Source organism: Vreelandella piezotolerans, assembly GCF_012427705.1.
GTDB classification, from domain to species: domain Bacteria; phylum Pseudomonadota; class Gammaproteobacteria; order Pseudomonadales; family Halomonadaceae; genus Vreelandella; species Vreelandella piezotolerans.
The window spans coordinates 1,992,335-2,006,748 of sequence record NZ_CP048602.1; the positions used below are offsets into that span (position 1 = coordinate 1,992,335).

The window sequence follows — 14,414 nt, forward strand, 5'->3', positions numbered from 1 at the left end:
ACATGTGGTTTAAGCACCTGCATTTATATCGCCTGCACGGCGCTCCCGAGCTAGATAGCCAAACCCTGGCCAATGCACTGGATGAGCACGCGGCCAAGCCGCTAGGCAATGCGGATGCACGCCGCTTGGGCTGGACGGCTCCTGCCGGACGGCTAGGCGGCGACCAGCGTGTCCATGAGATTCAGGGGCACCGCCTACTCTCGGCCTTGCGCCAGGAACGTCTGCTTCCCGCCTCGGTCGTCAAAGAAGAAGTCGATGAAAAGGTCGCTGACATCGAGGCCAGCGAAGGGCGTAAAGTGACCCGTAAAGAAAAAATGGCACTCAAAGAGCAAGTTACCGAAGCGCTCTTGCCCCGCGCCTTCGTCCGCAGCCAAAAAATCGACCTCTGGTGGGACACGAAGCGTCAGCTCATTGGCGTGAATGCCAGCTCGCGCAGCCGCGCTGAGGATGTACTGGACCTGCTGCGCGAAACCCTCGGCAGCTTGAAAGTCACGCCGCTCAGTAGCCAAACGTTGCCCATCCGCGCCATGACTACTTGGCTTGGCGACCCGGCCAGCCGCCCTGCCGACCTCCAGCTTGGCGACCAAGTGGAGCTCAAGGCCAAAGGTGACGACGGCGTACTGCGCGCGCGCCAGGTCGATCTCGACAGCGACGAAATTCAACAGCTTCTCGAAAGCGGGCGCCAAGCCAGCAAACTGGCGATGAGTCTCGACGGCCGTCTAAGCTTCGTGCTGCACGACGATCTAGCGCTCAAATCGCTACGCTTTGGCGACGCGCTCATCGAAGAAGCGGATCATGCCGATGACGGCGACGATGCGCTGGCTCGATTGGAAACCGATTTTATTTTGATGGCACAGGCATTGTCCGAGGACGTATCCCGCCTACTCGAATGGCTCGGTGGCGAAACTCAGCGGGAACCGACGACTCCATCAGACGCCTAACGAACGATACGCACAGATACCGTCACTCGATTATTTAGTAGATACCCAACGGATCGCATGACTCAACACAATAACGCACCACACGCTGACACGCCGAATGACCCCTGGGCCGACATTCGTCCTTATGCGGATCATGAGGTAGCCGATGTACTCGAAAGGCTTTCTCGCGACAGCGAGCTGCTCGATGCGCTAACCCGCTTCCGGCTGCCCCGCATGGCCAAGTGGGCGCCACCGCTGGCGCGCGCGCTGGCAGGCCATGCCGTTCGAAGAGAAGTCAAAGGAGTGACCAGCGTCCGAGAATTTCAGATGCGCATTGCCAGCTATATGGTGCGCATGATCCGTACGACGACCGATGCCTTCGATGTGTCGGGCCTCGACAAACTCGACGATGACGGCGCTTACCTCTTCATTGGTAACCACCGAGACATTTCACTGGATCCTGCCTTCGTCAATTATGCGCTTTACGAAGCAGGACGAGACACCGTGCGCATCGCCATAGGTGACAACTTACTGAAAAAACCCTATGTCACCGACCTGATGCGCCTTAACAAGAGCTTCATCGTGCCTCGCAGCGCGCGCGGCAAGCGGGCCATGCTGGCCGCCTATCAGCAGCTCTCTTCGTACATCCGCCACTCGATTACCGAAGACAACCACTCCATATGGATGGCTCAGCGCGAAGGCCGTGCCAAAAACGGCATTGACCGAACGGACCCTGCCATCATCAAAATGCTCATCATGGCCAAACGTCACGCCGAACGCGACATGGTGTTTGGTGACGCCATTGCCGAGCTCAAGTTGGTGCCGGTCTCGATCAGCTACGAGTATGATCCCTGCGACGTGCAAAAAGCCCAAGAGCTGCACGATATCGCCCACCAGGGCAGCTACGCCAAAAGCGAGTTTGAAGACATTCGCTCTATCGTAGCAGGCATCACCGGGTCTAAAGGGCGCGTCCAGCTCAAATTCGGCACGCCGGTCGGTGCCGACATGGCCACCCCCGACGAGGTGGCCGCTGAAATCGATCGGCAAGTCATTGGCGGCTATCGCCTCTTCCCCAGCCACTATTTGGCGCTGGAAGCACTAGGCGAGTCACCCGAGCTGGTCGCCCGTAAAGCGATTACTCGACAGGATCGTGAGCGGTTCAAGGCGCGCCTGGCCAGTGTCCCCGAAGCACTGCGTCCCTATTGGCTCGAGCAGTACGCCAACCCTGTGAAACACAAGGCAGGCAGGCTGAGTCTTTAGCCGTCAATCTGCGCATGCTGACGAGTAGAAAAAGTGCTATGGTCAAGGCATTCATTGGTCACGCTTGGTCGTTTTGCCAAGCGCGGTCTTAAGGAGACTCCCCATGTCCGCATCAGAAATTCAAAAAACACGTATTATCAATGAGCTACGCGGCTTTATCCGCAAACTACTACAAGATCCTAAAATTCTCGAGCAGTCTTTGGCCATTGCCCGTTCGCAGCTCACCGAAGGCAGCAGCCCAGCCGTCATGGCGCGCATTGCCAATGAAATTTCTGACACGACCAGCGTGCATATTCCCGAAGACCCTGCCGAGCACTCCGAGGCTGATAAACTGTTTTTAGAACTATTGCGCGAAGTGGTGCAAGAAGAGCAGGCGCTCTACTAAGCCGTTGTTACTGGCGACTAATTCGCCTTCAACCTGACGTTACCGGCGAAGCACCTCCCCTTCGCCGTCTTTATTTGTATTGTCTAACCGGAATTTTCACTCACCATGTCCAATACTGCCCCGCGCAACATTCTGGTGACGAGCGCCCTTCCCTATGCCAATGGCGCCATTCATCTCGGTCACCTGCTGGAGTATATCCAAACAGATATATGGGTACGCTTTCAAAAAAGCCGTGGCCAGCGGTGTTACTACGTTTGCGCCGACGATGCGCACGGCACGGCGATCATGCTGCGTGCCGAGCAGGAAGGTATCTCGCCAGAAGCGCTGATCGAGCGCGTCTCACAAGATCATCAGGAAGATTTTGCCCGCTTCGGTGTAGGGTTCGATAACTATCATTCCACGCACTCGGACGAAAACCGCCACTTTAGCGAATTGATCTATACCCGCCTGCGTGACAAAGGCCATATCGCGACTCGCGATATCGAGCAGATGTTCGACCCGCAGAAAGGCTTGTTTCTTGCTGACCGCTTCATCAAAGGCACCTGCCCGAAATGCCATTCGGACGATCAGTACGGCGACAACTGCGAAAAATGCGGCGCGACCTACACGCCAGCAGACTTGATCAATCCGGTGTCCGCCATCTCTGGTGCAACGCCCGAGGTGCGGAGTTCTACCCACTACTTCTTCAAACTGCCGGACTTCGCTGATTTTCTACAGGAGTGGATCAACGACGGCCACGTGCAGCCGCAAATCCGTAACAAACTAATGGAGTGGTTCGAGTCCGGTTTCAACGAGTGGGACATTTCCCGCGACGCACCCTATTTTGGGTTCGAGATCCCCGACGCCCCAGGCAAGTACTTCTATGTCTGGCTCGACGCTCCGATTGGCTATCTCGCCAGTTTCAAAAACCTATGCGAGCGCGATGGGATCGATTTCGACCGTTTCTGGAAAAAGGACTCCGACGCCGAGGTCTACCACTTCATCGGTAAAGACATCGTCTACTTTCATGCGCTGTTCTGGCCCGCCATGCTCCACGGTGCCGACCTGCGTACTCCCACCGCGGTCAACTGCCACGGTTTCTTGACCGTCGATGGCGCGAAGATGTCGAAGTCCCGCGGCACCTTTATCAAAGCGGCCACCTACGCCGAACACCTCAATCCTGAGTACCTGCGCTACTACTTTGCTGCCAAGCTCACCTCGAAAGTGGATGATCTCGACTTGAACCTCGAGGATTTCGCCGCACGCGTGAATTCGGATCTCGTGGGTAAGGTCGTGAATATCGCTAGCCGCTGCGCCGGTTTCGTCAAAAAGCTCGGTGGCGGCACGCTCTCGCCGCATTGCGCCGAGCCGCAAATGGTCGCGCGTTTCATCGCTGCAGGCGACGAGATCGCCGCCGATTTCGAAGCCCGCGAATTCAGCCGCGCCATGCGTAAAATCATGGAATTGGCCGATGAAGCGAATACCTACATTGCTGAAAAAGAGCCCTGGGCGCTGGCCAAGCAAGAGGGACGTGACCAGGAGGTGCTGGACATCTGCTCGGTCGGCATTAATCTGTTCCGCCAGCTGATGGTCTACTTGGCACCCGTCGTCCCCGCCATGGCAGAGCAGGCACGCGAGTTTATAAATGTTGACACTCTGGATTGGGGAAGCCGTGGTAACGTACTCGTCAATCATTCGATCAACAAATTCAAGCCGCTCATGACTCGCGTCGAGCGTGAGAAAATCGATGCAATGATCGAGGCATCGAAAGAGGATCTGGTCGAAGAGCAGAAGTTGAAAAGCGTACCCAAGGGCCCGCTGGCCGAGACGCCCATCGCTGCGGAAATCGACTTTGACGCGTTCGCCCAAGTGGACCTGCGTATTGCACGCATTGCCAAAGCGCAGTATGTCGAGGGCGCTGACAAGCTCCTCCAGCTTACCTTGGATTTGGGCGGCGAAACCCGCAACGTCTTCTCGGGCATTCGCTCTGCGTACTCGCCCGAAGCGTTGGAAGGCCGCCTGACCGTCATGGTCGCCAACCTAGCTCCTCGCAAGATGCGATTTGGCATTTCCGAAGGTATGGTACTCGCCTCGGCTAACAAAGAGGGCATTTATTTGCTCTCACCGGACGCTGGCGCGGAACCAGGTCAACGTGTAACGTAACGCCGCCGTTCATGGACGAAAGGGGCAAGGCGATGAGCCTGCCCCTTTCGTCTTTAAGGGACTTTCATTCACACCGTTAGTGGCCTTCATTCATTAACAACAACATGAGTCTGCTCTATGGGCCAGCGCTTCTCCTTGTCCTTGCGTTTTCGTTTCTTTGCCGTACTGGGCGGAGTATTGATCGTGGCCATGGTAGCACTCGCAGCCATCAGCAAATGGCTGATTTTTCCAGCGCTGAAAGCCGAAGAGCGCACTGCGGTGCAGCGTGAACTCGACCGGGCGACGCGTAGCCTCGAGCTCAACCAGGAAAGCCTGCTTGCTCAGGCGCAGGACTGGGCACACTGGGATGACACCTACCAGTTCATCGAGGGCAGCTATCCTCGCTACGCCGAGGTCAATTTTAGCCAGCAAATGTTCGAAGATATGAACTATCACCTCATGGCGTTCTTTACGCTACAAGGTGAGGTTCATTTCTTGGCGGGGTTGGAGCCGACCACCGGGCGCTACCAAACCTGCACAGCCGCCGTTGGTCCCTGCGCGTGGATGGCACCCTGGGTCGATACCATGCAGTCGGCCATCGCTACCCAGGTAGCGCCAATGGCCATGTACATCGAACAGTGGCCCGCCCTTGTCGCCGCCAGCCACATACTCCACACCGACGAGAGCGGTCCGCCTAACGGCTGGCTATTCAAGGTCCGCGCCCTGGATGATGCTTGGCTCGAAAGAATGACGGATTACACAGGGCTCTCTCTATCGCTGCAGGTCGAGCCCTTTGCCGCTGCCCATTCAACCGAGCTCACGTTCTCGGGGGATCAGGTAACGGCCTCTCACTTGTTCGCTGCCTACGGCACTTCCGAGGCCGTGTCGTTGACGATAGAACTCAATCGCGTGCAGTACCTGGCAAACCTTACTACGTTTCGCTATCTGTTGGTGTGGACGGCGGGTTTGATGCTGCTCGTCATTGGTTTGGTACTGTTTTTGCTAGAACGTATGGTGCTGAAGCCTTTGCGCCAGCTCACTGCGTTCACACAGTTTGCGGGCCAATTCGATGACAGCGAGGGGTTGACCGAGCGTCGCGATGAAATCGGTCTCCTTTCCAGGGCATTTCGCGAGCAGCTCGCCTGCCAGCACCAGCTCAATGCGGAGCTATTGCGTATGTCCACCCACGATGCGTTGACAGAGCTACCCAATCGGCGGCTGTTCGACCAGCGCTTGACGGCTGCGGTGAATCAAGCCACGCAGGAGGTGGCACCGCTGGCGGTCATGATGCTCGATATCGATCACTTCAAGCTCTACAACGATGGCTACGGCCATCAACAAGGCGACGAATGCTTAAAACGAGTAGCCGCTGCACTACAGGACGTGGCAAGCCGTCACGGCTTTTTCATCGCACGCACCGGCGGCGAGGAGTTCAGTGCGTTGCTGCCAGGCGTCACCTCACAGCACGCCAAGACACTTGCCAACGCGCTGGTCGATGCCGTGGATCAGTTACACTTACGCCATGAACGCTCCCCGGTCTGCGAACATGTCACCATCAGCGTTGGGATTGGCATGCTAGACGATAGCGAGGCATCACTCCCCAGCGCCATCATGACGACCGCCGACCAAGCACTCTACCTTGCCAAAGCACAAGGTCGCCACTGTGTCATCCTCTTCGAGCCGTCTCTAGTCAGCTGCCCAATTTCGAAGCAAAATACGCCGTCATGAATGAACTCTTCGTCATCCTGATCACCACCGCGCTGGTGAACAATTTCGTGCTGGTCCAGTTTCTCGGGCTTTGTCCCTTCATGGGCGTGTCGAACAAGCTCGAATCGGCTCTGGGCATGTCACTGGCGACCACGTTCGTTTTGACCCTCGCGTCCGCCGCGAGCTACGTGGTTTACCATGGCTTGCTCGTTCCGCTGGACGTCACCTACTTACGAACCATCAGTTTCATCGTCGTGATTGCCGCTGTCGTGCAATTTACCGAGATCATGGTGCGCCAGCTCAGTCCGTTATTGCATCAGGTATTAGGTATATTTCTGCCGCTCATCACCACCAACTGCGCCGTGCTAGGCGTAGCACTACTGTCGCTCAACCGCGAGCTAAGCTTTTTCCATACCACGCTGTATGGTCTAGGCGCGGCGTTAGGCTTCTCGCTAGTGTTGGTGCTATTCGCTGCCATGCGCGAACGCTTGGCCAGTGCAGATGTGCCCAAACCCTTTCGCGGTGCGGCCATTGCCATGATCACTGCCAGTCTGATGTCGCTGGCGTTTCTTGGTTTTTCTGGATTGGCACAGGGGTAACGACCATGAGCGAACCTTTTTCATGGTGGGGCGTGCTGAGCGCCGCTGGCGTCCTTACCGGCCTGGGCATCGTGTTTGGCGCCTTGTTGGGTATGGCAAGCGCTCGCTTCAAAGGCGAAGAGAACCCCCTCGTCGAGAACATCGATGCGCTGCTGCCTCAAACCCAATGTGGCCAGTGTGGCTACCCCGGTTGCCGCCCCTACGCCGAAGCGATCAATCAGGGCGACGCCATCAATAAGTGCCCTCCCGGGGGCGATACGACCATACAAGCACTGGCGGACCTGCTGGGCCGTGATCCCGCTCCACTGGACGGCGAAGCCACTGATGAGGATACGGTGGCCTACATTCGCGAAGCCGAGTGTATCGGCTGCACCAAGTGTATTCAGGCGTGCCCGGTGGATGCCATTGTCGGCGCGGCCAAACAGATGCATACGGTGATCGAGGACGAATGTACCGGCTGCGACCTCTGCGTGGCGCCCTGCCCGGTGGATTGCATCGATATGCTGCCCCGACGCAAACCGCTGACTCAGTGGGACCCGATCGTGAGCGACCGCCAACCACTTAGGAGCGTGCATGCGAGCCAATGACTTTCCAGGCGGCATCTACCCGCCCGAACGCAAAGAGCGCTCGAATCGAGCGCCGCTGCGCATCGCACCGCTGCCCAATGTGGTCGCGCTACCGCTGTCGCAACACACCGGTAAAGCGGCGCTGCCCTGCGTGAACGTGGGCGATGCGGTCGACACAGGCACGCCGGTCGCCCGTCGCGACGGAATGGTCTCAGCCAATGTGCACGCCAGTATCAGCGGCACCGTGATCGAGATCACCGATAGCGACATCGTCATTCAAGGCGATGGTGAAGATCGCCGGATAACGCTACCGCCATTGGATTGGCGCACCACCCATTGCGACGCGCTGCTATCAAGACTGGACGAGGCGGGGCTGGTGGGCCTGGGCGGTGCAGGCTTTCCAACCTACCTCAAAGCCAATGTCAGCCAGCAGCACGCGATTGACACGCTAGTGGTCAATGCCGCCGAGTGCGAGCCTTACATTACCGCCGATGACCTGACGCTACGTTACCATGCGGCGGATGTGCTCGAGGGAGCTCAGTTGCTAGCCCGTCTATGCGGAGCCGCACACATCATCGTCGGTATCGAAGATAACAAGCCTGAGGCCTGTCAAGCGCTCCAAGCCGTTCTCGCTGACCTTGGGCGGCCCGCCAAGGTGGCACTCAAGGTCATCGAGACGCGCTACCCCAGTGGGGGGGAACGCCAGCTCATCAAAAAACTGCTGAATCGCGACGTGCCCAGCGGCGGTCTACCTGCCGATATCGGCGTGCTGTGCCACAACCCCGGAACGCTGATGGCGGCACTGCAAGCGGTTCGCGACGGGACGCCTGTGGTAGAAAGAATCGTCACGCTCACCGGTGATGCCATTGATCATCCTGGCAACTACTGGGTGCGTGTAGGCACCTCGGTCGCGTCGCTTCTGGAGCAGGTGGGCTTAGTGCAAGAACGGCTCCATCGCGTGGTAGTCGGCGGGCCGATGATGGGTACGCCTCTAACCTCATTGGCCGCTCCCGTCACCAAAACCACCAACTGTCTGATTGCTGCCACAGAAGAGGAGCTGCCGCCAGCGCCAGCGGAAGCCCCCTGCATTCGCTGCGGAGCGTGTGAAAGCGTGTGTCCTGCTCAATTGCTTCCCCAGCAGTTGCACTGGTATGCCCGCGCCCAAAACGACACCGCCCTCGATGCTCACCATCTGTTCGATTGCATCGAGTGCGGTGCCTGCAGCTACGTTTGCCCGAGCGCGATCCCCCTGGTGCAGGACTATCGCTCGGCGAAACAGCGCATTCGACATAAACGCATCGAGACCGCCAAAGCGGAACACGCCAAACATCGCTTCGAATTTCGTCAGGCACGGCTGGCCAGAGAAGAGGCAGAGAAGAAAGCGCGCCGCCAGGCTCGCCTTGCCCAACAGTCGCCCAGCGCGAATGGCACCATGGACTCGCCCTCCCTCCCCGTGGCGGATCTGCGCAGCTTGCGCATTGCTCAAACGGCTGCAAAAGCGGCCGTGCGTAAAGCGGAGAAAGTATTGGCGCGGGCCGCCGCTGAAGACCCGCAGCAGCGCCACGACGACTTGGAGACCCAACTCGCCACTGCTCAAGAGAATCTCAAAGCGGCAGAAGCTCGACTGGCCGAAGCCCGCGCCGCCAGTGAGTATAAGGAAGCCCCATGAGCATGATGCACGTCTCTCATCTAGGCCCCCCCCCCTCGACAGCTCATATCATGCGCTGGGTCATCGCCGCCATGCTACCCGGTCTCGGGATGATGACGCTCTATTTTGGACTCGGGGTGCTCAGCAACGTACTGATCGCGGCGCTTTTGGCCGTCGCCGCTGAAGCGTTCATTCTGAGACTACGCCGTCGCCCCGTCTGGCCAACGCTCAATGACGCCAGCGCCCTGCTCACCGGGGTTTTGCTAGGTGCCTCACTACCGCCTGCCAGCCCATGGTGGCTAATAGGCGTGGGTGTGATCGCCGCCGTCGTCGTTGCCAAGCAACTTTACGGTGGCTTGGGCCACAATCCGTTCAACCCTGCAATGGTGGGTTATGCACTTCTGCTCGTATCGTTTCCCACGCAAATGACGCTCTGGGCACCTCCACAAGCAATCTGGTCCGATACGTTATGGCCGCAAATATTAGGAACCGTGCCCATGACCACGCTGGATGCACTCAGCGGCGCTACGCCACTCGATGCCTTCAAACACAAGGGCGAGGCCGTGCTCGCCAGTGAGTTCTGGGCATCGTCGCCACTTCCAGAAGGCACGTTGGCGGCTTGGCGCAATATCGCCCTGGCATGGCTGATAGGGGGCTTGGTATTGATCGTCAAGCGGCTGATCAGTTGGCATATCCCGGTTGCGATGCTGGGCAGCATGCTGCTGCTCTCTGCGCTGTTTTACGCCAGCGACACCAGCCACTTTGCCTCTCCGCTGTTTCATCTTGTCACTGGGGCAACGCTGTTTGGCGCCTTTTTCATTGCCACCGACCCGGTGTCGTCAGCCACCAGCCGCCGGGGAAAGCTGTTCTACGGCGCGGGAATTGGGGTACTGATCATCCTGATTCGACATTTAGGCGGTTATCCCGATGCCGTCGCTTTTGCGGTGTTGCTGATGAACCTCTGCGTGCCACTGCTGGATACTGTCAGCGTACCACGCCCAGTGGGGCAATCTACCGCTCACTCCGGCACCAAGAGGAGCGCGCCATGACGCCCCAGCACGCCATGCGACGCGGTGCGTTGGCTCTGGGCCTGTTTGCCCTCGTCACTGCCGGTAGCGTCACCCTCACCCGCGCCGTGACGGCGGAACGTATTGCCGCGCATCAGCTCGCCTATCAGCATCGTCAGCTACAGGAAGTACTCCCCGCGTCACTGGCCACGGCACCGGTTCAAACCGTTCTAGAGGGCACGTTTTCGTTACCCGCTCCCTCATTATTGGGCCACCGGATGCCACAAGAGGGTTGGCGGGTGCAGCAAGGCGGCGACGCCGTCACCATTCTGCCGGTCGTTACCCGCCAAGGGTATAATGGCGAGATTCGCCTGCTAGTAGCCATTGACCAGAGCGGCGAGATAACCGGTGTGCGCGTCACTCACCATCAAGAGACGCCAGGGCTTGGCGACGATATCGAACGCTCCCGGAGCGACTGGATCACATCGTTCGACGGATTGAGCCTACAAAGCCTATCCCCCAGCGGCTGGGCGGTTCGTAAAGAGGGCGGCGACTTCGACAGTTTTACCGGCGCAACGATCACGCCACGGGCCGTGATCAACGCCGTACACGATACGTTACGCTATTATCACCAACAGCTCGCCCGGCAGGAGTCAGCCCTATGAGCCAATGGAGAGAGCTGGCCCGTGAAGGGCTTTGGTCGAACAATCCAGCGCTGGTGCAATTACTCGGGCTATGCCCACTGCTGGCCGTCAGCGCCAGCGTAGTGAACGCATTAGGCTTGGCGCTGGCGACACTGTTGGTGCTGGTGGGGTCCAGCACGACGATCTCGCTGATTCGCCACCAAGTGCCCAGTGCCGTGCGCTTGCCTGCGTTCGTCATGGTGATTGCCGCCTTCGTGACCTGCGCCGAGCTGCTGATGGCCGCGTTTGTTTATTCGCTGTATCAAATACTAGGCATCTTCATTCCGCTTATCGTGACCAACTGCGCCATATTGGGTCGCGCGGAGGCGTTTGCCTCCCGCCAACCCGTGCTGCCCGCGGCGATCGATGGTTTGATGATGGGATTGGGGTTTGGTGCCGTGCTGGTGCTCATGGGCGCGATTCGCGAGCTCATGGGCCAGGGCACCCTGTTGAGCGACATGGCGCTGCTGTTGGGGCCCGTGGCCGCTGACTGGCAGATCACCCTGGTGGCGGATTACCAGTTTCTCTTTTTCCTTCTGCCGCCTGGCGCTTTCTTCGTAGCCGGGCTTTTGATCGCACTCAAAAATGCGCTGGATGCGCGGCGCGCTTTCCGGGCAGCGCCGACGACGAGCACCCCGCGCGCCGAGCGGCGCGTGCGAGTGACCGGCACCATCAAGTAACCAAGAGAACACACCATGAATGCCCAAAAGCGTCATGAGATTTTCGCGCGCCTACAGGCGGAAAACCCGCACCCCACCACCGAACTCAACTGGAGCACGCCGTTCGAGCTGCTCGCGGCGGTACTGCTTTCCGCCCAAGCCACCGACGTAGGCGTCAACAAAGCAACGGCCCGGCTTTTTCCGGTCGCCAATACGCCCCAAGCCATTATCGAACTAGGTATCGACGGCCTAAAACAGCACATCAAAACCATTGGGCTGTTCAATACCAAGGCAGACAATCTCATGAAAACCTGCCACCTGCTGGTCGACCAGCATGGCGGTCAGGTCCCGCAAACTCGCAAAGCGCTTGAGGCGCTCCCCGGGGTGGGTCGCAAGACCGCCAATGTGATTTTAAATACGGCCTTTGGTCAGCCTACCATTGCGGTGGATACGCACATTTTTCGCGTATCGAACCGCACCGGCATCGCCAAGGGCAAGGACGTCATCGAGGTCGAACGAAAGCTGCTGCGCCATGTCCCCAGTGTCTTCAAGCAAGACGCCCATCATTGGCTGATACTACATGGGCGTTACACGTGCATTGCGCGAAAACCTCGCTGCGGTAGCTGTATCATCGAAGATCTGTGCGACTATAAAGAAAAGACCGAGCTTGCCTAACGGCATGCCACCGCCAGGATCGTCCCATGCCAAGCACCACTGCTGACCTCTACCGCCAGCCTATTACCCAGCGTATCGATGCCCTGCTGCAACTTTCCAGGCAGCACGCCGAACGTTTTTGCAGCCCCGATGCCTGGCTGGCCCGCCAGCGCTATATGGCCAAGCATCCGACGTCGATTGTGGTGATGAAATGTATGGATGGCCGAATCCATATTCCCCACGCCACGCAGACACCGCTTGGAATCATCACACCGTTTCGTAATCTAGGCGGTATTTTCGACCTAGGCTGGCCTTATCTCGGCGAGCTGCTCACCGAGACTGTCTTGCAAGCCACTCAGAGCGGTCGCGCCACGCTGTTGCTGATTACTTACCATTTTTCCAGCGGACATCCCGCACGGGGGTGCGCCGGGTTCAACTGCGATGCCGACGCGGCCAAAGCCCACGCGTACGCCATTGCTCAGCAAGCAGGCCAGCTGTTTGGCCACGACCATCAGCAGGTCTACCCGCTCGTGTGCGGCTTTGAAACCGACAGCGACGCCATGATTCTTCACGGCCAAGGTGGCGAGGTGCTCGATATACGCGACTGGATCGATCGACCAGCGAATGATTTACATGCCACGTTAGCGAGCCTTTGTCCCGACATGCCTGATGATGTTCAACGAGATCTGCTGCCGCTGCTGCTGGGCAACATGGCCCATGTAAGCGAGCTAAGCGGCGTGACCCGAGAGCTCGAAATCGAGCATCGCGAGTGGGTCATCTGCATTGGACGCGGCTTCGACTTCTTGCACCTACCTAACACCGCGTTGATCATCGGTCCCTACGGACCAGACCTGGCGGCCCCATTGTCGACCGCCGCAAGCATTATCGAGGCCAACATGCGTGCGGGGCGAATTCCCAAGGACGGTTTTATGCTTTTGGCGTCAACGCCTTATCAAGATAGCGGTGTGGACCGTGCGAGGGCCGTATTGAAATCGCGATTTTTATCGAATTTTGCCGAGCAGGTGATTCGTGATCATCACCCTGGGCTTGCCGACAAGATGCGCCGCCATACGGCGATCGTTCACTGGCCCACCCGGCGCATGGAGTCACTCGACGCCCCTTGCATCAGCAGTTGACGATATACGGCTTGCCACTGCGGCCACTCCCAGGAGCACGTGTCAAGCGGCGCAGGCTGGCACGTCGGATCCAATAACCACGCTTTTAAACGATGAAACAGCCCCTCTTGCGTGCCATCATAGCGATATTCATTTGGGTAAAGCTCCGGGAAGCAAAGCCGGTCCGGCACTAGCGGCGTGGCACCTCGTTGGGTGGCTTCCATGATGGCCAATCCTTGGAACTCATGCCAGGTGGTCGACACGACGATGCCGCCGCCTTCGAGCAGCGCGCGATACTCTGCCTCTGGCTGTGCCCCCCAGCAAACGATATGTGCCGCCAAACGCTCCTGGGCCTCGGCGAAAATCCCCGGCACCTCGCGAAACTGCTGTCCCAACACCGCCAACTCGAACGGCACTTGCTGCTCGCTAAGCTTGAACAGTACCTTGAAGAAATCCTCTGGGTTTTTGTCATACTCCCAGCGGTGATTCCAAATCAGTCGCTGCGGATTGGGGTTGACGACCGCACGACCACCGGCGGCAGCAATCGGCACGGGCACGATGCGGGCCGCTCTCCGCAAACGTTCAAGGGGTTGGGCCGCGGGCAGATTCTCCGGCATTTTTTTCAAGAAACGTCGCGCGCCATCGAAAAAGGAGTCACGGTTGTAGGCCGTGTTGAATACCAGCTCATCTGCCGCCAGCGCAGCGTACAGGTTGACCATCTTTGCCTCGACTCGGGGAATTTGCTCGCTGGATTCCGGGTAAGCAAACTGGTTTTCATGAAAATAGACCACCTTGCGTGCCTGTCCTAAGTGGGGGAACAATCCCACCAACGTGGCGATATCCACCATGGAAGTCGCCAGGACCACATCGTAGCGCTGGCTCAATGTCGCCTGCTCTTTCAACCACCAACTCAAAGGGTTGCCACGAATACGCCAAGAGAAGTGACGCGCTGGCAAGCTCAGCAGCGTCCATTCGACTTCGGTCACCTCCGCCATCAATGTATTTGCCCAATAGCGGTGGCTAACCGCTTCGTAAGCCGATAACAATAAAATGCGCATCATCTCTCTACCGGTGAAACGTCCTCGCCGTA

Annotated in this window: 14 protein-coding genes; 13 read left to right on the forward strand and 1 reads right to left on the reverse strand. The window is 58.3% G+C overall.

What is annotated here, in order from left to right; all coding sequences use genetic code 11:
* Positions 1–2: 2 nt before the first annotated feature.
* The 13 genes from GYM47_RS09170 (at position 3) to GYM47_RS09230 (ending at position 13,345) form a co-directional block, all read left to right on the forward strand.
* Complete coding sequence (locus GYM47_RS09170; RefSeq protein WP_153843358.1) at positions 3–941, forward strand: recombination-associated protein RdgC; 939 nt, start codon at positions 3–5, stop codon at positions 939–941.
* A gap of 57 nt (positions 942–998) precedes the next feature.
* Positions 999–2,180 (forward strand): 1-acyl-sn-glycerol-3-phosphate acyltransferase, encoded by a 1,182-nt coding sequence (locus GYM47_RS09175; RefSeq protein ID WP_139527434.1) that lies wholly within the window; start codon positions 999–1,001, stop codon positions 2,178–2,180.
* A 103-nt stretch (positions 2,181–2,283) separates the two neighbouring features.
* The gene (locus GYM47_RS09180) at positions 2,284–2,565 is read left to right on the forward strand and encodes a hypothetical protein (protein ID WP_139527432.1); all 282 of its coding nucleotides are present in this window, start codon (positions 2,284–2,286) and stop codon (positions 2,563–2,565) included.
* Between the two features lie 105 nt (positions 2,566–2,670).
* Positions 2,671–4,707 (forward strand): methionine--tRNA ligase, encoded by a 2,037-nt coding sequence (gene metG, locus GYM47_RS09185; RefSeq protein WP_153843359.1) that lies wholly within the window; start codon positions 2,671–2,673, stop codon positions 4,705–4,707.
* Between the two features lie 117 nt (positions 4,708–4,824).
* A complete protein-coding gene (locus GYM47_RS09190) occupies positions 4,825–6,414 on the forward strand; it encodes a sensor domain-containing diguanylate cyclase (protein WP_153843360.1) in 1,590 nt (529 codons plus the stop codon).
* The gene (gene rsxA, locus GYM47_RS09195; RefSeq protein ID WP_139527427.1) at positions 6,411–6,992 is read left to right on the forward strand and encodes an electron transport complex subunit RsxA; all 582 of its coding nucleotides are present in this window, start codon (positions 6,411–6,413) and stop codon (positions 6,990–6,992) included. Before GYM47_RS09190 ends, rsxA begins: the two co-directional genes overlap by 4 nt.
* Positions 6,993–6,997: 5 nt before the next feature.
* Positions 6,998–7,579: an electron transport complex subunit RsxB gene (rsxB, locus tag GYM47_RS09200; protein ID WP_153843361.1), complete on the forward strand. Its 582-nt coding sequence runs from the start codon at positions 6,998–7,000 to the stop codon at positions 7,577–7,579.
* A complete protein-coding gene (rsxC, locus tag GYM47_RS09205; protein WP_153843362.1) occupies positions 7,566–9,227 on the forward strand; it encodes an electron transport complex subunit RsxC in 1,662 nt (553 codons plus the stop codon). Before rsxB ends, rsxC begins: the two co-directional genes overlap by 14 nt.
* The gene (locus GYM47_RS09210; RefSeq protein WP_153843363.1) at positions 9,224–10,255 is read left to right on the forward strand and encodes an RnfABCDGE type electron transport complex subunit D; all 1,032 of its coding nucleotides are present in this window, start codon (positions 9,224–9,226) and stop codon (positions 10,253–10,255) included. The genes rsxC and GYM47_RS09210 overlap by 4 nt, the downstream gene beginning before the upstream one ends.
* A complete protein-coding gene (gene rsxG, locus GYM47_RS09215) occupies positions 10,252–10,878 on the forward strand; it encodes an electron transport complex subunit RsxG (protein WP_153843364.1) in 627 nt (208 codons plus the stop codon). Before GYM47_RS09210 ends, rsxG begins: the two co-directional genes overlap by 4 nt.
* Positions 10,875–11,576, forward strand: coding sequence for an electron transport complex subunit E (locus GYM47_RS09220; protein WP_153843365.1), 702 nt, complete (start codon positions 10,875–10,877; stop codon positions 11,574–11,576). Before rsxG ends, GYM47_RS09220 begins: the two co-directional genes overlap by 4 nt.
* A 15-nt stretch (positions 11,577–11,591) precedes the next feature.
* Positions 11,592–12,230: an endonuclease III gene (nth, locus tag GYM47_RS09225; protein WP_139527415.1), complete on the forward strand. Its 639-nt coding sequence runs from the start codon at positions 11,592–11,594 to the stop codon at positions 12,228–12,230.
* A 26-nt stretch (positions 12,231–12,256) separates the two neighbouring features.
* Positions 12,257–13,345: a hypothetical protein gene (locus GYM47_RS09230; RefSeq protein ID WP_153843366.1), complete on the forward strand. Its 1,089-nt coding sequence runs from the start codon at positions 12,257–12,259 to the stop codon at positions 13,343–13,345.
* Here GYM47_RS09230 and GYM47_RS09235 read toward each other — a convergent pair.
* On the reverse strand, positions 13,291–14,382 hold the full coding sequence (locus GYM47_RS09235) for a tRNA-queuosine alpha-mannosyltransferase domain-containing protein (protein WP_153843399.1): 1,092 nt from the start codon (positions 14,380–14,382) through the stop codon (positions 13,291–13,293). The genes GYM47_RS09230 and GYM47_RS09235 overlap by 55 nt on opposite strands.
* Between the last annotated feature and the right edge of the window lie 32 nt (positions 14,383–14,414).